This is a genomic window from Pseudomonas sp. IT-P218 (genome assembly GCF_949767605.1).
In the GTDB taxonomy this organism is placed as follows: Bacteria; Pseudomonadota; Gammaproteobacteria; order Pseudomonadales; family Pseudomonadaceae; genus Aquipseudomonas; species Aquipseudomonas putida_AE.
Window position 1 is genome coordinate 44,740 of record NZ_CATKQQ010000066.1, and the last position, 19,236, is coordinate 63,975.

At 60.0% G+C, this 19,236-nt stretch carries 15 protein-coding genes and 1 pseudogene; 5 read left to right on the forward strand and 11 right to left on the reverse strand.

Annotated elements, in window-relative coordinates:
• Window positions 1–31: 31 nt before the first annotated feature.
• The gene (locus ACM6I6_RS24680; RefSeq protein ID WP_414920847.1) at window positions 32–919 is read left to right on the forward strand and encodes an acyltransferase; all 888 of its coding nucleotides are present in this window, start codon (window positions 32–34) and stop codon (window positions 917–919) included.
• Here ACM6I6_RS24680 and ACM6I6_RS24685 read toward each other — a convergent pair whose 3' ends face one another.
• On the reverse strand, window positions 920–1,492 hold the full coding sequence (locus tag ACM6I6_RS24685) for a DUF2780 domain-containing protein (protein WP_414920848.1): 573 nt from the start codon (window positions 1,490–1,492) through the stop codon (window positions 920–922).
• A gap of 252 nt (window positions 1,493–1,744) precedes the next feature.
• On the opposite strand from ACM6I6_RS24685, the pseudogene ACM6I6_RS24690 reads away from it, so the two are divergent.
• Window positions 1,745–2,104: pseudogene (locus tag ACM6I6_RS24690) on the forward strand (RHS repeat-associated core domain-containing protein); the annotation flags it as partial.
• Window positions 2,105–2,615: 511 nt separating this feature from the next.
• Here ACM6I6_RS24690 and fdhA read toward each other — a convergent pair.
• From fdhA to ACM6I6_RS24730, 8 genes are all read right to left on the reverse strand, one after another.
• The gene (gene fdhA, locus ACM6I6_RS24695) at window positions 2,616–3,815 is read right to left on the reverse strand and encodes a formaldehyde dehydrogenase, glutathione-independent (protein ID WP_046818240.1); all 1,200 of its coding nucleotides are present in this window, start codon (window positions 3,813–3,815) and stop codon (window positions 2,616–2,618) included.
• A 145-nt stretch (window positions 3,816–3,960) separates the two neighbouring features.
• A complete protein-coding gene (purU, locus tag ACM6I6_RS24700) occupies window positions 3,961–4,818 on the reverse strand; it encodes a formyltetrahydrofolate deformylase (protein WP_046818241.1) in 858 nt (285 codons plus the stop codon).
• 147 nt (window positions 4,819–4,965) lie between these two features.
• The gene (locus ACM6I6_RS24705; protein ID WP_323606583.1) at window positions 4,966–5,598 is read right to left on the reverse strand and encodes a sarcosine oxidase subunit gamma; all 633 of its coding nucleotides are present in this window, start codon (window positions 5,596–5,598) and stop codon (window positions 4,966–4,968) included.
• Between the two features lie 136 nt (window positions 5,599–5,734).
• Window positions 5,735–8,752: a sarcosine oxidase subunit alpha gene (locus ACM6I6_RS24710; RefSeq protein ID WP_274075561.1), complete on the reverse strand. Its 3,018-nt coding sequence runs from the start codon at window positions 8,750–8,752 to the stop codon at window positions 5,735–5,737.
• The gene (locus tag ACM6I6_RS24715; protein ID WP_274075562.1) at window positions 8,749–9,078 is read right to left on the reverse strand and encodes a sarcosine oxidase subunit delta; all 330 of its coding nucleotides are present in this window, start codon (window positions 9,076–9,078) and stop codon (window positions 8,749–8,751) included. Before ACM6I6_RS24715 ends, ACM6I6_RS24710 begins: the two co-directional genes overlap by 4 nt.
• 14 nt (window positions 9,079–9,092) lie before the next feature.
• Window positions 9,093–10,343, reverse strand: a complete 1,251-nt coding sequence (locus ACM6I6_RS24720; RefSeq protein WP_008057117.1) for a sarcosine oxidase subunit beta — start codon at window positions 10,341–10,343, stop codon at window positions 9,093–9,095.
• A gap of 23 nt (window positions 10,344–10,366) precedes the next feature.
• Window positions 10,367–11,620, reverse strand: coding sequence for a serine hydroxymethyltransferase (gene glyA / locus ACM6I6_RS24725; RefSeq protein WP_274075563.1), 1,254 nt, complete (start codon window positions 11,618–11,620; stop codon window positions 10,367–10,369).
• Window positions 11,621–11,905: 285 nt separating this feature from the next.
• Window positions 11,906–12,634 carry a TraX family protein gene (locus ACM6I6_RS24730; protein ID WP_274075694.1) on the reverse strand — a complete coding sequence of 243 codons (729 nt, stop codon included), beginning with the start codon at window positions 12,632–12,634 and terminating at the stop codon, window positions 11,906–11,908.
• A 131-nt stretch (window positions 12,635–12,765) separates the two neighbouring features.
• Between ACM6I6_RS24730 and ACM6I6_RS24735 the strand changes: the two genes are divergently transcribed.
• On the forward strand, window positions 12,766–13,806 hold the full coding sequence (locus ACM6I6_RS24735; protein ID WP_274075564.1) for a low specificity L-threonine aldolase: 1,041 nt from the start codon (window positions 12,766–12,768) through the stop codon (window positions 13,804–13,806).
• A gap of 199 nt (window positions 13,807–14,005) precedes the next feature.
• A complete protein-coding gene (locus ACM6I6_RS24740; protein WP_414920849.1) occupies window positions 14,006–14,830 on the forward strand; it encodes an SDR family oxidoreductase in 825 nt (274 codons plus the stop codon).
• Window positions 14,831–14,948: 118 nt separating this feature from the next.
• Here ACM6I6_RS24740 and gbcB read toward each other — a convergent pair whose 3' ends face one another.
• Window positions 14,949–16,049 (reverse strand): glycine-betaine demethylase subunit GbcB, encoded by a 1,101-nt coding sequence (gbcB, locus tag ACM6I6_RS24745; protein ID WP_046818719.1) that lies wholly within the window; start codon window positions 16,047–16,049, stop codon window positions 14,949–14,951.
• A 283-nt stretch (window positions 16,050–16,332) separates the two neighbouring features.
• Here gbcB and gbcA point away from each other — a divergent pair, with 283 nt between their 5' ends.
• Complete coding sequence (gene gbcA, locus ACM6I6_RS24750) at window positions 16,333–17,628, forward strand: glycine-betaine demethylase subunit GbcA (protein WP_274075566.1); 1,296 nt, start codon at window positions 16,333–16,335, stop codon at window positions 17,626–17,628.
• A 1,033-nt stretch (window positions 17,629–18,661) separates the two neighbouring features.
• Here the strand turns inward: gbcA and ACM6I6_RS24755 are convergent.
• Window positions 18,662–19,228, reverse strand: coding sequence for a GNAT family N-acetyltransferase (locus tag ACM6I6_RS24755; protein WP_323606585.1), 567 nt, complete (start codon window positions 19,226–19,228; stop codon window positions 18,662–18,664).
• Window positions 19,229–19,236 lie beyond the last annotated feature (8 nt).

The window sequence follows — 19,236 nt, forward strand, 5'->3', positions numbered from 1 at the left end:
TGGCGCGCCCTAACGCTTCCAAGAGTCATTTATGCGCCGCCTGCTCACCGGCTGTTTCGTCACATTGCTGCTGTTGCTCAACACGCTGGTCCTGATCGGACCTTTGATGGTGTTCGCCTTGCTCAAACTGGTCCTGCCCGGGCGTTTTCGCGATTACGCGTCCTCGGTGGTGATGTGGATTGCCGAGACCTGGTCGGAAATCGACAAGCTGATCTTTCGCCTGTGCATCCCCACTCAATGGGATATTCGCGGCGGTGACGATCTGCGTCGCGACACTTCCTATCTGGTGATCAGCAATCACCAGTCCTGGGTCGATATCCCGGCGCTGATCCAGACGCTGAATCGACGCACGCCGTTCTTCAAGTTCTTCCTCAAGAAAGAACTGATCTGGGTGCCGTTCCTGGGCCTGGCCTGGTGGGCGCTGGATTACCCGTTCATGAAGCGCTACAGCAAGGCGTTCCTGGCGAAGAACCCGGAGTTGGCCGGCAAGGATCTGGAGATCACCCGACAAGCCTGCGAGCTGTTCAAGCGGCAACCGGTGACCGTGGTCAATTATCTGGAAGGCACCCGTTTTACCGCCGCCAAAAGCGCCCATCAGCAGTCGCCCTTCACCCACCTGCTCAAGCCCAAGGCCGGTGGCGTGGCGTTTGTACTGGCGGCGATGGGCGAACAGCTGGATGCGATTCTCGACGTGACCGTGGTGTATCCGCAGCCGGCGATTCCGGGGTTCTGGGACTTGATCAGCGGCAACGTGCCGAGGGTGATCATCGACATCAAGACCCGCGAGCTCGACCCGGCGTTGTGGCAGGGCGATTACGAAAACGATCCGCTGTTTCGTGAGAAGGTCCAGAACTGGGTCAACCAGCTCTGGATCGAGAAGGACCGGCGTATCGACGTTTTGCGCGCCAATAGTCGCTGATCAGCTGCCAATTCCGGTGCCGGTGCCAGTGCCGGCACCCCAAATGCCACCCAGGCTTTGCAGCAGCGAACCGCCGACACCCTGCTGACCGAAGTATTGCAGGATCACCGGGGCAAACACTCCGATCATTCCGGTGTCCATGCCCAGGGCGCTGAAGGCGTTGTTCAGGTCGTTGGTGTCCTTGACGTTGCCCAGGGCGTTATCCAGCCCTGCGGATTTACCGGTCGCCCCCAACAAGCCGGCGAGCGCGCCCAGTTCGCCGCCGCCCGACAGTGTGTCGATTCCAGGTACGCTTTTGGCCAGCTCCGAATAGTCGGTCGAACTCAATTGATTCTTCGCCAGCCCGAGCATCGCCCCGGCACCGCCGACGGCTTGTTGTGGCGTCACATTCAATTGGCTGAGCGCACCCAGCAGGTCCGCAGTCTCCGAAGTCGGCGCGGCATCCGTGGCCGCGTTGCCACCCTTCATCCCCGCAATGGCATTGGCCGCATCGCCCAGGCTGAACTGTGCGAAGACCGGGCTGGCCACGAAGGTCATCAGGGAAGCCAGTACCAAACCGCGTGTAATCTTCATCCAGACATCCTCTTGTGCCATGAAAACGCCCGGCTCACGGGCGCAAAGCTGCCGATTTGACCGGCTATGAGCGGGCATGTTCCTCAGGCACGCGTCCATTTTCAACCCGCTCGTCGCAATACGGGACTGAGGGTTAAGAACCTATCAGATCTGCCAGTAGGCAAAGGCTGCAATAGGAACGATGCTGAAAGAACTGATTTCTTAGTCATGCCTGGAGCCCAGTCGATGCCTACGCAGTTACACAACGTAATCCTAGTGGCAACTGATCTACAGCGCTCGGTGTTGAACATCGTCAACGAACATCTTCCTCATCCCATCGCCTACACATCCTATGGCCACCGTCCACGGGAAAACGGCTTGCTCACTCTGCTGGGATATAACGGCGAACTGTCGGACCCGCTAACCGGGCATTATTTGTTGGGTAATGGCTATCGGGCATTTAACCCGGTGTTGATGCGGTTCAACAGTCCAGACAGTTGGAGTCCGTTTGGGAAAGGTGGATTGAATGGGTACGCGTATTGCTCGGGGGATCCGGTGAATCGTGTAGATCCGACTGGCCATGTAAACTTCTTTAAGGGTATTCAAAACCTGCTAGGGTTGCGCACGCCAAGCAGGGCTCGAGCCGGTCAGACTAACGTAGCTGCTTCACAGGGTTCAATAGTCACGCTGGCTTCATCAGCCGTTCCCACAACGCCTGTCCTGCCAAACTATACGCAAAGGCAAGGGTCGCTAGCTGGCTTCGAACGCCCGCCACCCTATTCCCCAAGGCGCAATGTAACTTCGTTACCTCACTCCCAAAGTGAACCCAGCTTGGGCCCACCACCGCTGTATCCCAGTGACCAGCCCTCAGAAATCAGTGCGCATCATCGAGCTCGCGCGCAACATAAAATTAATAAAGCCTCAGCCCATCTGCAACGAATAGAGGAGAACACTCAAAACGTTAATTTAATTCCACCTGCCATCCTAGATACTATTAACACACTGACTGATGAAATTAATGCCCACCGTAGCACACTCGGAAAACTACCGCTTTATCAGGAAAACCGAAATATAAGAGACGCACAATAAATTGATTACAAACTAAACAGGGCGACATTAAGTCGCCCCTTTTTATCTGAAAAACTTACGCCGCACTAAACAACTTATGCGGATCAATCACAAACTTCTTCGGCACGCCCGCATCGAACTCGCCGTAACCTTCCGGCGCCTGATCCAGGCTGATGACCTGCACGCCGACCACTTCAGCGATGTTGATGCGGTCCCACATGATTGCCTGCATCAGCTGGCGGTTGTACTTCATGACCGGGGTCTGGCCGGTGTGGAAGCTGTGGGACTTGGCCCAGCCGAGACCGAAGCGGATGCTCAGGCTGCCCATTTTTGCGGCGGCATCCACAGCACCTGGATCTTCGGTGACGTAGAGGCCAGGGATGCCGATCTTGCCGGCCACGCGTACCACGCCCATCAGGGAGTTGAGCACGGTGGCCGGGGCTTCGTGTTTGACGCCGTCATGGCCGTGACCGCGGGCTTCGAAGCCTACGGCGTCGATGGCGCAGTCCACTTCCGGTTCGCCCAGCAGCGCAGCGATCTGTTCGTGCAGCGGGGTGTCGGAAGACAGGTCGGCGATTTCGAAACCCTGGGCCTTGGCGTGGGCCAGGCGGATGGTATTGACGTCACCGACGATGACCACCGCCGCGCCCAGCAGGCGAGCGGAAGCGGCGGCGGCTAGACCCACTGGGCCGGCACCGGCGATGTAGACGGTGCTGCCTGGGCCAACGCCGGCGGTCACGGCACCGTGATAGCCGGTCGGCAGGATGTCGGAGAGGCAGGTCAGGTCACGGATTTTCTCCATGGCCCGGTCGCGATCCGGCAGTTTCAGCAGGTTGAAGTCGGCGTACGGCACCATGGCGTATTCGGCCTGGCCACCGGTCCAGTCGCCCATGTCGACGTAACCGTAGGCACCGCCCGGACGGGCCGGGTTGACGCTCAGGCACACGCCGGTGTGCATTTCCTTGCAGGAACGGCAGCGCCCGCAAGCCACGTTGAACGGTACGGACACCAGGTCGCCGATCTGCAGGTTCTCGACGTCGCTGCCCTTCTCGATCACTTCACCGGTGATCTCATGGCCCAGCACCAGGCCGGTTTGAGCCGTGGTACGGCCGCGCACCATGTGCTGGTCGGAACCACAGATATTGGTGGAAACCACACGCAGGATGACGGCGTGGTTGATCTTCCTGCCGCGCGGGTCCTGCATTTTCGGATAGTCGATTTTCTGTACTTCGACCTTGCCAGCGCCGAGATACACCACACCACGATTGCCAGACATGCTTTCACCTCGCTGTTGTTTTTATGTAGCGGTCGCGTCGCCTGGGATCGGCGGCGCGTTGATTGCTCGGGTTATTGCCTGTGTGTCTTGCGTTGTTTGTTGCGGCCCCTTCGCTGGCAAGCCAGCTCCTACAGGGGGAGGCGATCTAGAGAACGACTGTTCTGTTCGCGTTCAAAAACACTCTTCTCTCAATGTGATACCCGACGGCCCGGGCCAGGGTCAGCCCTTCGATATCCCGCCCCTTGGCGATCAGGTCTTCCGGGTAATGGCTGTGATCCACCACCTCCACGCCTTGGGCAATGATCGGCCCTTCGTCGAGGTCGTTGTTGATGTAGTGCGCCGTGGCGCCGACCAGTTTCACGCCCTTGTTGTAGGCCTGGTGATAGGGCTTGGCACCCTTGAACCCGGGCAGCAGGGAGTGGTGGATATTGATCGCCTTGCCATCGAGCTTGCGGCACAGCTCCGGCGACAACACCTGCATGTAGCGGGCAAGGATCACCAGTTCGGCACCGCACTCTTCGATCACCTGCAACACCTGACGCTCCTGAGACGGCTTGTCATTCGGGTCCAGGGGGAAATGGTAGTACGGAATCTGGTGCCAGTCGGCCAGCGGCTTGAGATCGGGATGGTTGGAGACCACGGCGGCCACGTCCATCGATAGCTGGCCGATGCGCTGGCGGTAGAGCAAGTCGTTGAGACAGTGATCGGCCTTGGAGACCATGATCACCACTTTCGGCCGGTAATGCGGCGGGGTCAGTTCGAAGATCATGCCGAAGGATTCACCACGTTCGGCCAAGCCTGCGCGGAAGGACTGCTCGTCGAAGCCATCGGGCTGACGGAATTCCACGCGAATGAAGAAGCGGCCCGAGAGCCGGTCGTCGAAGGAATGGTGCTCGGTGACGTAGCAGCCCTGCTCGAACAGAAAGCGCGTCACCGCGTCCACGGTGCCGAGCACGCTGGGGCAGTCGGCGGTCAGAATCCATGTGTCTGGGGCGCGGCTCATAGTGCGGTGACTCCTGAGAAATCGGTAAACCTGCCTGTAGGAGCGAGCTTGCTCGCGATGGACGTCAACGATAACGCGTGCATCCTGATGCAATGCGTCGCCCTCTGGTCCTTCGCGAGCAAGCTCGCTCCTACAGGTGATCGATGGTCAAGCCTGAACGCTAAGGCCATATTCGGCAGAAGCATCCTGCAACCACAACCACCAGTAATCCGAGAAGCTGCGGCGGATCAGCAGTTCCCAGGTGTCTTCGGCGGTGTGACGGATCACCAGTTGCGACTTGGCGAACACCGTGCCGACCGCCTTGCCCACCGGAAAGTTGTTGGGGTGCACGTCGTAGCTGGTGGACTTCATCAGCACCTGGCGCACGTTCGGGCCGCTCAGTTCGAGGATCTGCTGGCCACCGCTGACGTTGACGATCTGGATATGCAGGTCGCCCAGCGCTTCACGCAGCTTTTGCTCGGCGGCGAATTCTTCGCCGGTCGGCACGATCAGCAGCCATTCATCCGGCCCCATCCATTGCAGGCTGGTTTCACCTTTGACGGTGACGGTCAGCGCACCTGGCAGTTCGATCCCGAGCGCCTTCTGCACGCCGGCGGCGAACGCGGCATCGTGGCCGTCGCCACGGATGGTCAGGTGGCCGAGGAGCTTTTTCTCGCGCACGGTCACGCCGGCGCTCTTGCGACCCTTGCCCACCAGGCTTGGCAGGTCGGCGTGATGCAGCGACGACTCGGCCTTGGCCCCGGTGGTTGGGCGTTGTTGGTAAACATTGGCTGCGGTCATAAAGCACCTTTCCTGAATTCTGTTGGTTCTTGTGGTGGCTGCACTGCCGTCATCGCCAGCAGGGCTAGCTCCCACATTCAACTGTGGGAGCTAGCCCTGCTGGCGATTGGCAGCCCGCCCACAGATCTCGAGGTCGTTAAACGTTCTGGCGTTCGCCCTTAGGATCGAAGAACACCGAAGAAACGATTTCCGCCTCGATCACGCTGCCGTCCGCCAGTGGCGCGAACACACGCTCACCCATGCGGTTCAGGCCGCCCTTGACCACGCCCATGGCAAACGAATAGCCCAGGGAGTTGTGCGCGTAGCTGGAGGTCACGTGGCCGACCATGGTCATCGGGATCGCCTGCTTGGTGTTGAACACCAATTGCGCGCCTTCCGGCAGCCATTTGTTCGGATCGATCGGCTTCAGGCCCACCAGCTGCTTGCGCTGGTCACGCACGCAGTCTTCGCGATTCATCCCACGCTGGCCGATCCACGAGAACGGTTTGGTGCGACCGACGCACCAGCCCATGTTCAAGTCGTCCGGGGTCATCGAGCCGTCGGTGTCCTGGCCGACGATGATGAAACCCTTCTCGGCCCGCAGTACGTGCATGGTTTCGGTGCCATACGGCGTCAGGTTGTACTTCTTGCCGGCGTCGACGATTTTTTCCAGCACGCCCATGGCGTAGTCGGCTTGCACGTTGACTTCGTACGACAGCTCACCGGTAAACGAAATCCGGAACACCCGCGCCGGCACACCGCCCACCAGGCCCTCTTTCCAGGTCATGAACGGGAAGGCTTCGTTGCTCAGGTCGATGTCGGTGACTTCAGCGAGCAGCTTGCGGCTGTTCGGCCCGGACAGGGTCATGGTCGCCCAGTGATCGGTCACGGAAGTGAAGTACACCTTCAGGTCCGGCCATTCGGTCTGGTGGTAGATTTCCAGCCATTGCAGCACGCGTGCAGCGCCGCCGGTGGTGGTGGTCATCACGAAGTGGTTGTCGGCGAGGCACGCGGTCACGCCGTCGTCGAACACCATGCCGTCTTCTTTGCACATCAGGCCGTAACGCGCCTTGCCCACGTCAAGCTTGGTCCAGGCGTTGGTGTAGATGCGGTTGAGGAACTCGCGTGAATCCGGGCCCTGGATGTCGATCTTGCCCAGGGTCGAGGCGTCCAGCAGGCCGACGCTGTCGCGCACGGCTTTGCATTCGCGCTTCACGGCAGCATGCATGTCTTCACCGGATTTCGGGAAGTACCACGGACGTTTCCACTGACCGACGTCTTCGAACTCGGCGCCGTTTTTCAGGTGCCAGTGATGCAGTGCGGTGAAACGCACCGGCTCGAAAATGTGCCCACAGTGACGACCGGCCACGGCACCGAAAGTCACCGGCGTGTAGTTCGGACGGAACATGGTGGTGCCCATCTGCGGGATGGTCACGTTCAGCGAACGGGCGGCGATGGCCAGGCCGTTGACGTTGCCGAGCTTGCCCTGGTCGGTGCCAAAGCCCAGCGCGGTGTAGCGCTTGACGTGCTCGACCGACTCAAAGCCTTCGCGAGTCGCCAATTCGATACCGGCCGCGGTGACGTCGTTTTGCAGATCGACGAATTGCTTCGGCGCACGAGCAGTGACTTTCTCGTAAGGCACTTGAAACAATGCCAGCGTCGGTTCTTCCTGGCGGACCAGGGCTTTTGGCAACTTGGCTTCGACCGGACCGAAGCCGGCTTCGCTGGCGGCGCGCACGCCCCCTTCAAAACCGTCAGCCAGGGAATCGCCGAGGCCGTAGACACCGTTGATGCCACCGACGCATACGCGTTTCTGCGGCGCCTCACCCGGTACAAAACCGAGGATGTCTTCGCGCCAGATCGGCTTGCCACCCAGGTGCGAAGCCAGGTGGACCACCGGGCTGTAGCCGCCGGAACTGGCGACCAGGTCGCATTCGAGCCATTCGCCCGGGCTGGTGACCTTGTGTCCTTTGACATCGATCGCCGCCACGCGCGCAGCGGTCACGCGCTTGCTGCCACGGGCTTCGATCACAGCGCTACCGGTGAGGATGCGGATGCCTTTGGCGCGCGCCTCTTCCACCAGCGCACCACGCGGGTTGCTGCGGGCGTCGGCGACGGCCACCACTTGCAGACCGGCATCGAGCCAATCCAGCGCAACGCGGTAGGCATGATCGTTGTTGGTCGACAGCACCAGCTTCTTGCCCGGTGCCACGCCGTAGCGGCGAACGTAAGTCGAGACAGCGCCAGCGAGCATGTTGCCCGGCACGTCGTTGTTGCCGTAGACCAGTGGACGCTCGTGAGTGCCGGTCGCCAGCACCACACGCTTGGCACGAACCCGGTGGATGCGCTGACGCACCTGGCCAATCGGTGCGCGGTCGCCGAGGTGGTCGGTGAGGCGCTCGTGGATGGTCAGGAAGTTATGGTCGTGGTAGCCGTTGACCGTGGCGCGCGGCAACAGCAGCACGTCCGGGGTGTCCTTCAATTCGGCGATGACGCTGGCGACCCACTCGGTCGCAGGCTTGCCGTCGAGGCTTTCGCGGGAGTCGAGCAGGCTGCCGCCGAACTCTTCCTGCTCGTCAGCCAGGATCACACGGGCACCGCTGCGCGCAGCCGCCAGTGCAGCGGCCAGGCCTGCAGGGCCGGCGCCGACGATCAGCACGTCGCAGTGCTGGTTCATGTAGTCGTAGGTGTCCGGATCGTTCTCGGTCGGCGAGCGGCCAAGACCGGCGGCCTTGCGAATGTACTTCTCGTAGGTCATCCAGAACGATTGCGGGTACATGAAGGTTTTGTAGTAGAAGCCCGGTGGCATCAGCTTGCCGCCGACCTTGCCGAGAATCCCCATCATGTCGTTGTTGACGTTCGGCCAGCCGTTGGTGCTGGTGGCGACCAGGCCCTGGTACAGCGCTTGTTGCGTGGCGCGTACGTTCGGGATTTGCGTGGCTTCGGTGGCGCCGATCTGCAGCACCGCGTTCGGCTCCTCGGCACCGGCGGCATAGATGCCGCGCGGGCGGGAATACTTGAAGCTGCGACCGATGATGTCGACGCCGTTGGCCAGCAATGCAGCGGCCAGCGAGTCGCCCTCGAAGCCTTTGTAGCTCTGGCCGTTGAAGGTGAAGGTCAGGACTTTGTTGCGGTCGATCCGTCCGCCGTTGGACAGGCGATTGGTCTGGCTCATACCTTCTCTCCCAGAGCCGTGGTGGCCGCTTTCGGGCTATCGGTCTTGTCGGTGAATTGTGGCTTGGCGCCGATCTTGTAGGTTTCGAGAATCTCGTAGGTCACGGTGTCACGGGTGGCGTTGAAGTACTGACGGCAACCGGCGACGTGGTCCCACAGTTCGTGATGCAGGCCGCGAGGGTTGTCGCGGAAGAACATGTAGTCGCCCCACTCCTCGTCGGTGCAGCTGTTCGGGTCCAGTGGACGCGGAATGTGCGCCTGGCCGGATGCGTGGAATTCCTCTTCGGAGCGCAGCTCGCCGCAGTGAGGACAGAAGATATGCAACATGGGGATTTCTCCTGTTAGTGGGCAACCGCAGCAGCGCCGTGTTCGTCGATCAACGCACCGTTGTGGAAACGGTCGATGGAGAAAGGTGCGGCCAATGGGTGCATTTCACCCTTGGCCAGGCTGGCGGCAAATACGTTGCCCGAGCCAGGTGTGGCCTTGAAGCCGCCGGTGCCCCAACCGCAGTTGAAGAACATGTTCGGTACCGGGGTTTTCGAAATGATCGGGCAAGCATCCGGGGTGGTGTCGACGATGCCGCCCCACTGACGGTTCATGCGCACGCGGGACAACACCGGGAACATCTCGACAATGGCCTGCACGGTGTGCTCGATCACCGGGTACGAACCACGCTGGCCGTAGCCGTTGTAGCCGTCGATACCGGCGCCGATCACCAGGTCGCCCTTGTCGGACTGGCTGATGTAACCGTGCACGGCGTTGGACATGATCACGCTGTCGATGATCGGCTTTATCGGCTCGGACACCAGCGCTTGCAGCGGGTGGGATTCGATCGGCAGGCGGAAACCGGCGAGCTTGGCCATGTGCCCGGAGTTACCGGCGGTCACTACACCGACGCGCTTGGCGCCGATGAAGCCCTTGTTGGTTTCAACGCCGATGCACACGCCGTTTTCCTTGCGGAAGCCGATCACTTCGGTCTGCTGGATCAGGTCCACGCCCAGGGCGTCGGCGGCACGGGCAAAGCCCCAGGCCACGGCATCGTGGCGGGCCACGCCGCCGCGACGCTGGACGGTGGCGCCCATCACCGGGTAACGGGTGTTCTTCGAGCAGTCGAGGTACGGGATCTCATCGGCCACTTGCTTGGCATCGAGCAGTTCGCCGTCGACGCCGTTGAGGCGGTTGGCGCTGACCCGACGCTCGGAATCACGAATGTCTTGCAGGGTGTGGCACAGGTTGTAGACGCCACGCTGGGAGAACATCACGTTGTAGTTCAGGTCCTGGGACAGGCCTTCCCACAGCTTCATCGCGTGTTCGTACAGGTGCGCCGACTCGTCCCACAGGTAGTTGGAGCGCACGATGGTGGTGTTGCGCGCGGTGTTACCGCCGCCCAGCCAGCCTTTCTCGACCACGGCCACGTTGGTGATGCCGTGTTCCTTGGCCAGGTAGTAGGCGGTCGCCAGGCCATGCCCGCCACCACCGACGATGACCACGTCGTAGACCTTTTTCGGGGTCGGCGTGCGCCACATGCGCTGCCAGTTTTCGTGGTGGCTGAGGGAGTGTTTGAAGAGGCCGAAGCCTGAGTAGCGTTGCATAGTCATTTACTCCAAAACCGCGCTCAGCGATAAACCGGGAAGTCCGCGCACAGTGCCGATACTTGCTGGGCGACATTGGCCTCGACATCGGCATCGCCGAGGTTGTCGAGGATGTCGCAGATCCAGCCGGCCAGTTCGACGCACTGGCTGACCTTGAAGCCGCGAGTGGTCACCGCCGGGGTGCCGATGCGCAGGCCGGAGGTCACGAACGGCGACTGTGGATCGTTCGGGACAGCGTTCTTGTTCACGGTGATGTGGGCGCGACCGAGTGCTGCATCCGCCTCTTTGCCGGTGAGGCCCTGACGGATCAGGCTGACCAGGAACAGGTGGTTATCAGTGCCGCCGGACACTACATCGTAGCCGCGTTTGATAAAGACGCCCGCCATGGCCTGGGCGTTGTCGATCACTTGCTGCTGGTAAGCCTTGAAGCCTGGCTCCAGCGCTTCCTTGAAGCACACCGCCTTACCGGCGATCACGTGCATCAGCGGGCCGCCCTGGGCACCGGGGAACACTGCAGCGTTGAGCTTTTTCTCGATTTCTTCGTTGGACTTGCACAGGATCAGGCCGCCACGTGGACCGCGCAGGGTCTTGTGGGTGGTGGTGGTGACCACGTCGGCGTACGGCAGCGGGTTCGGGTACAGGCCGGCGGCGACCAGACCTGCTACGTGGGCCATGTCGACGAACAGCAGTGCACCGACCTTGTCGGCGATCTGGCGGAAGCGCGGGAAGTCGAGGGTCTTGGAGTAGGCCGAGAAACCCGCAACGATCATCTTCGGCTGGCACTCGACGGCCAGGCGCTCGACTTCGTCGTAATCGATCAGGCCGGTCTTGGTGTCGATGCCGTACTGCACGGCGTTGTACAGCTTGCCCGAGGACGACACCTTGGCGCCGTGGGTCAGGTGACCGCCATGGGCCAGGCTCATGCCCAGGATGGTGTCGCCGGCTTGCAGCAGGGCCAGGTACACGGCGCTGTTGGCCGAGGAACCGGAGTGCGGTTGCACGTTCGCGTAGTCGGCGCCGAACAGCTGCTTGGCGCGTTCGATGGCCAAGGCTTCAACCTTGTCCACGTGCTCGCAGCCACCGTAGTAGCGCTTGCCCGGATAACCTTCGGCGTACTTGTTGGTCAGGCCGCTGCCTTGCGCTTGCATGACGCGTTTGCTGGTGTAGTTCTCCGACGCGATCAGCTCGATGTGATCTTCCTGACGTTGCTCCTCGGCATTCATCGCCGCCAGCAGTGCATCGTCGTAACCCTGGATCTGGTCTTGCTTGCTGAACATCGCGTCTCTCCCAGCGGCGGCGGTGCGCCATTCGTCTCGGTGAGGCACTGGCTTTTCGGCAGTGCCCTTTGATGTCGATGGTATGACCGGCGCAGACAGGTCAAATGCCTACGGACGCCACGCAAAGGTGCGTTTACGACATGGCGGGAAATGCTCTGACAGACACACCCTCCTAATCTGCGCAAATCCCCTGTGGGAGCCAGCCTGCTGGCGATTACGGCGGCACAGGCGACACTGATGGTGGCTGAACCTCCGCAATCGCCAGCAGGCTGGCTCCCACAGGGGTTATGTGAAAACTTGGCGGACTGCGAGCAACAGCAGGAAATGCAGCGGATACAGCGCATAGGCCCAGCGGCGCATGGGTGGTGCTTTTACGTCATGGAAGTGTCGCAACAGGAACAGCCCCAGCCATGGCGCAATCAGACAAGTGACGATGGCGGGAATGGCCGCGCTGTTGCCCAGTCGTGCGGCGTAATACAGCACCTGCCATTGATTGGCCGCCAGACAGACCAGCCCCGGCAGCAGCGCGAAATACCAGGGACGACCGATCACCAGCAGCAGCGCCAATGGCAACAGGACTCCAAAGAAACCGAACATCACTTTTTGCGTGAACAGCGCCGCCAGCAGCAAGGCGACGGCTGCCAGTAACCGCGATTGCAGCGTCGGCTGCTGCCAGCCACGCGCCACCAACAGACCAAGGACCAGGGTGGGCATTACGTTCAGCGTGTCGTGCCCAGGAATGAACATTCGGTAGGGAATTTCGCTCACGGCGCTAAACAGCAACAACCAGCCCAGATAGCGCCATTGCCCACCCCTCTCCACAGCAGGCTTTCGCGCAAGATTGGCAGCCATTGCCAGACAGAACCACGGAAACGCCAACCGCCCGGGCACATACAGCAGATCGACGGAATAACCGACATATCGCAGGTGATCGAGCACCATGCTCAAAAGCGCCAGCCACTTGAGCAGATCCAGTGCACCGTCGCGCTGCTTTAAGTGTGTAGTCACGTGCATAATTGCCCGGCATCCTTGTAATTTTCTGACAGCGACATCCCGTGTGCTCTCCTGACGATCTTGGGTACAGTGCGCACCATCATTGACCACGAGACGCTTCACCATAGGCGCCTCGACCACGGAAGCAGGCCATGACCGATAAGAGCCAACAATTCGCCAGCGACAACTATTCCGGCATCTGCCCTGAAGCCTGGGCTGCCATGGAACAGGCCAACCATGGCCACCAGCGCGCTTACGGCGACGACGAGTGGACCGCCCGCGCGTCCGACGATTTCCGCAAACTGTTCGAAACCGACTGCGAAGTGTTCTTCGCCTTCAACGGCACCGCCGCCAACTCGTTGGCCCTGTCGTCGCTGTGCCAGAGTTACCACAGCGTGATCTGCTCGGAAACCGCCCACGTCGAAACCGACGAATGCGGCGCACCGGAATTCTTCTCCAACGGCTCCAAGCTGCTGATCGCCCGCACCGAAAACGGCAAGCTGACCCCGGAATCGATCCGCGAAGTGGCGCTCAAGCGCCAGGACATCCACTACCCCAAGCCCCGCGTCGTGACCCTGACCCAGGCCACTGAAGTCGGCAGCGTCTACACCCCGGACGAAATCCGCGCCATCAGCGCCACCTGCAAGGAACTGGGCCTGAACCTGCACATGGACGGCGCGCGCTTCTCCAACGCCTGCGCGTTCCTCGGCTGCACGCCAGCGGACCTGACCTGGAAAGCCGGGGTTGACGTGCTGTGCTTCGGCGGCACTAAAAACGGCATGGCCGTGGGCGAGGCGATCCTGTTCTTCAACCACGCACTGGCTGAAGATTTCGACTATCGCTGCAAACAGGCCGGGCAGCTGGCGTCGAAAATGCGCTTCCTCTCCGCCCCATGGGTCGGGATCCTGGAAAACGGCGCCTGGCTCAAATACGCCCGCCACGCCAACCACTGCGCACAACTGCTGGCCGAACTGGTCAGCGACATTCCTGGCGTGGAACTGATGTTCCCGGTGCAGGCCAACGGTGTGTTCCTGCAACTGTCGGAGCCGGCCATCGCCGCACTGACCGCCAAGGGCTGGCGTTTCTACACCTTCATCGGCAACGGCGGCGCTCGCTTCATGTGCTCGTGGGATACCGAGGAAGAGCGGGTGCGGGAATTGGCCCGCGACATCCGCGAAGTCATGTCCCACTAACACCACAAATCCTGTGGGAGCGAGCCTGCTCGCGATAGCGGCGGATCAGCCAACATTGATGTTGGAGCAAAATCCGCCATCGCGAGCAGGCTCACTCCTACAAAGGCATCCGAATCCCCTGACATTCTGCACCTGAAGACTTCGTCTACATTGTCTGTCGAGCCGATCCGCTCACATAACAATAATCAGGAGCGTACGCATGTCACTGCAAGGCAAAACCCTTTTCATCACCGGCGCCAGCCGTGGCATCGGCCGCGAGATTGCGCTTCGCGCCGCGCGTGACGGAGCAAACATCGTGATCGCCGCCAAAAGTGCCGAGCCGCATCCCAAACTGCCAGGTACGATTTTCAGTGTGGCCCGGGAAGTTGAGGCCGCGGGCGGCAAGGCGCTAGCCCTGCAAGTGGATGTGCGCGATGAAGTCGCCGTGCGCGAGGCGCTGGCCCAGGCCAACGAACATTTCGGCGCCATCGATGCGCTGGTCAACAACGCAGGCGCAATCAAGTTGACCGGAGTCCAGCACATCGAACTCAAGCGCTTCGACCTGATGCACCAGATCAACACGCGCGCCGTGTTGCTGTGCAGCCAGGCTGCCCTGCCCTACCTGAAGAAATCCGCAGGGCACATCCTCAACCTGTCCCCGCCGCTGAATCTGGACACCAAGTGGTTCGCCCAATACAGCCCCTACACCGTGACCAAGTACGGCATGAGCATGCTGACGCTGGGCATGAGCGAGGAATTCCAGAATTACGGGATCAGTGTCAATTCGTTATGGCCGCAAACCATGATTGCCACGGCGGCAATCGAGTTTCAGCTGGGGTCGAGGGAGTCGTTCAAACATGCGCGCCTGCCTGCGATCATGGCCGATGCCGCCCATATCATTTTGAGCAGTGCGAATCGCAGCCTGACCGGACGCTTGTTGATCGATGAGGAAGTATTGCGGGAAAACGGTGTGACGGAGTTCGAGCACTATCGGTTTGCACCGGATAGCAGCGACAAACTCATGACTGACCTGTTTATCGACTGAGATATCCTCAACCCCTGTAGGAGCTGTCGAGTGAAACGAGGCTGCGATCTTTTGACTTTAAAGATCAAGATCAAAAGATCGCAGCCTTCGGCAGCTCCTACAGTGGCTTCGGCGTTAGTTAGAACTCGATGCGCACGTCGCCCTTCGGCACGCTGCAGCACGACAAAATGTACCCTTCGGCTTCGTCTTCCTCGGTGATCCCGCCGTTGTGTTCCATCTCCACTTCCCCACCCAGCTTCAAGACCTTGCAGGTGCCGCAGATGCCCATGCCGCAGGCTTTCGGGATCAGCAAACCCGCCTTCGCCGCCGCTGCGTGAACGGTTTCGCCCGGCGCAATGCGAATGCTTTTCCCCGACGCGACAAACTCCACCTGATGCAGATCCGCCACGTCGAGTTCCGGTGCATCGGCCGCCTGTTCAGCGTGTTCCACGGCGTCGGCACGCGCCTCTGGCGGGGTCGCGCCGAAAGACTCCTCATGGTAACGCGACATGTCGAAGCCAGCGCCTTCCAGCAAGCGCTTGACCGCATTCATATAGGGTGTCGGGCCGCAGCAGAACACTTCGCGCTCAAGGAAGTCCGGCGCCATCAATTCAAGCATTCGCTGGTTGAGGTAACCGCGATAACCGGCCCAGGGCTCACCCATGCCGTGCTTCTCGCAGATCAGGTGCAGGCTGAAGTTATCGATCCGCGACGCCATGTGTTCCAGCTCGCGGTGGTAGATGATGTCCTTGGGCGAACGGGCGCTGTGGATAAACACCATGTCGACATTGCCGTTGGTGTCGTAGAACCAGCGCGCCATGGACATGACCGGCGTGATACCCACACCGCCGCTGAGGTAAAGCACCTTTGGCGCGGTGAAGTCCATGGCATTGAACAGCCCGACCGGCCCGTGCACCGCCAGTTCCTGGCCTTCGTGCAGGGTGTCGTGCAGCCAGTTGGACACCTTGCCGCCCGGCACGCGCTTGATGGTCACCGAAAAGCTGTACGGCACCGATGGCGAGCTGGAAATGGTGTACGAACGCATGATCGGCTGGCCTTCGATTTCCAGCTCCAGGGTGACAAACTGCCCCGGCTTGAAAAAGAACAGGATCGGCTGGTCGGCCATGAAGCAGAAGGTGCGCACATCCCAGGTTTCCTGGATGACTTTGACGCAACGGACGATGTGCCGACCATTGGCCCAGGTCTGGGTGGTTACCGGGTTCAGGAAGCTGTTGGACATGCTGATCTCCACGGCCGACTGTCGGCCTTCATGTTGGCGATTCTGCGTATAGCGCGAACCACCCATTTACCTATCTGCGACATTCACATGCTTATCGCGACCAGCCCCCAACGACCGGGGCTTGCGCGTCGGGAACAGATTGCACCATGTCGCCCATGGATAAGGTTCTGGCCAGCGCCGGCCCCACACTCGCCACACACCAAGACACATTCTTTACACCTTGCGTAGCAACCCTGATTAGCCACTTTCGCCGGCCACACAGAATGGCCTTGAGGATTAAACGATGGACGTCACTACTACCCTTAGCCTGGGCGATCCGCTGGAACCCGCACGCAAGGCCACCGCGCAGATGCTGCAAGAGCGCGAGCGCACGTTCTCGCTGCCGCAGCCGTTCTACTCTGACGAGCGCCTGTTTGATATCGACATGCAGGAAATCTTTCAGAAAGAGTGGTTGATCGCCGGCATGACCTGCGAAATCCCCACCAAGGGCAACTACCTGACGCTGCAAGTGGGCAAGAATCCGATCATCGTGATTCGTGGCGCAGAAGGTGTAGTGCACGCGTTTCATAACGTCTGCCGCCACCGCGGCTCGCGCCTGTGCACCAGCGAAAAAGGCAAGGTCGCCAAATTGGTCTGCCACTACCACCAGTGGACCTACGAACTCGACGGTCGCCTGCTGTTCGCCGGAACCGAAATGGGCGCCGATTTCGACATGAAGCAATACGGCCTGAAACCGGTGAACGTGAAGACCGCCGGTGGCTACATCTTCATCAGCCTGGCAGAGAACCCGCCGGCCATCGATGACTTCCTGTCGACACTCAACCATTACATGGAACCGTACGACATGGAAAACACCAAGGTGGCGATCACCACCACCTTGATGGAAAAGGCCAACTGGAAGCTGGTGCTGGAAAACAACCGCGAGTGCTACCACTGCAACGCGTCGCACCCGGAACTGCTGAAAACCCTGCTGGAATGGGACGACGTCACCGACCCGCGCGCCGACCAGGCCTTCAAGGACCACGTGGCCGCCTCCGCCGCTGCCTGGGAAGCCGAGAAGATCCCTTACGCCCACGCCAGCTTCGGCCTGCGTAACCGCATCGTGCGCATGCCGCTGCTCAAGGGCACCGTGTCGATGACCCTGGACGGCAAACAGGGTTGCGCCAAGCTCATGGGCCGCATCAAGAACCCGGACCTGGGCTCGATGCGCATCCTGCACCTGCCGCATTCGTGGAACCACTGCATGGGCGACCACATCATCGTGTTCACCGTGTGGCCGATCAGCGCCCAGGAAACCATGGTCACCACCAAGTGGATCGTGCACAAGGATGCCGTTGAAGGCGTGGACTACGACGTGGAGCGCATGCGCCAGGTCTGGGACGCCACCAACGACCAGGATCGTCGCCTGGCCGAAGAAAACCAGCGCGGGATCAACTCCACCGCTTATCAGCCAGGGCCTTACTCCAAGACCTATGAGTTTGGTGTGGTGAATTTTGTGGATTGGTACAGCGAGCGCCTGCTAAACAACCTCGGGGCTGAGCCTGCGCCTTACCTCAAAGGCGTCCCTGTTCAAGGCTAATGTAGGAGCGAGCTTGCTCGCGAAAAATTCAAGGACACCACTGGGTATCTGGTTTTACGCGTCATCGTTCACGACCATCGCGAGCAAGCTCGCTCCTACAAGGGGCTTGCTCACAACAGGTTCTCTCCCCGCTAAATATTCGGCATCATTTAGTACTGTACGAAATATGATCTATTCCGTTCAGCGCTATGCTCTACGTGCCTCACAGCCTTCCGCAAACAAGTTATCCACACCTCCACCCACAGCAAATGGGGACAACTGGGGAAATGCGCAAAACTTTTTCCACAAAACCCAAAGAAAAATCGTGACTTATCCGAAACCAAGGTTCTCCGAAAGCATTGATCATTTTTTGATCTAACGCCCGAAAGCCTTGCCACACCTACCCTGCAGAGGATCGCAAACACCTTATCCACAGAAGCGCCAACAGAGATTGGGGGCAACTTCGAGGCCGCTGTGGAAAACCGCTGAAAGCCGCGATATTTCTAGGTGTGCGGGCGGTTTGTAGATTGAAATAGGCAATTTGATCATTTTTCAACCATAACCCTGAAAACCATGAATCTAAAGGCCTGCAGCGTTGAGCGAACATCTTATCCACAGAAGCGCCAACAGAGATTGGGGGCAACTCAGCTGACTTGTGCACACTCCCTCTCGAAAAAAAGTCATGAAAAACCGCAGCTTAAGGTGGTTGTTTTTTGATCTGGTAGCTGCAAGCCGCGGTTTGTGTGGGTTTCAGCGAGGGGCGAACACGTTATCCACAGAAGCGCTAACAGGGATTGTGGGTAAAGAGGTCAACAGCTTCTGAAATGATCAACCCGTACAAGAACTAGCAAAGACCGCTTAAAAGACTTCATAGCCAACCCACTAATAAAAACCAGGTTTTATGATCAAGCGCTGAAGCACAGAAAATTTCGTGACCGGTTGCTGCACCCTCAACAGTGCACAATGGAAATGTAGCAGGAGGGTGAGGTCGCGAGAGGTAGCCGGTTATCCACCAGGCTGTGGATAACCGCTAGAGAAAGGATAATTCGAAGCCCTAGGGCCGATACATCAGATAGGCTTCACCCGTGACCCGAATCATCGGATGCGGCGTGATCTGGCAGGAATCGACGATGCGGAAGCCGTGGCGCTCATAGAAACGCCGGGCGCCGGTGTTCGCGGCGTAATCGATCAGGCTCAGGCCATTGAGTCCGAGCCGGTTGGCGCGGTCGTAGGCGTATGCAAGGAACTGCTTGCCCAGCCCCTGGTTGCGCCAGCCTTCATGCAGCGCCAGGCTGGAAATATAAAGGGTGTCGGGGATTTCCATGGTGGCGTACGGCGCCAGCACCGGGTCGGTCACCGGCGCTGCGAACGGGTCGTGACGCATTACATAGCTGTGCAACATGCCGATGACTTGCCCATTCGCTTGGGCAATAAGGCAGTTCTGCCAGGAGAAATCCACATCGTCGCGGGCATATCGCAGGGCCCCGACGTCCAGCAGATCCTGGCCGGGCTCGGCTAACTGGCTCCAGATGTAATCCGCGGCCCCTTCCGAGGAAATCTGGAACAAACGCGCAATCTCTCGCGCATCCGCGCGCACTGCCGAACGAAATTCAACCGACATGTATTGGA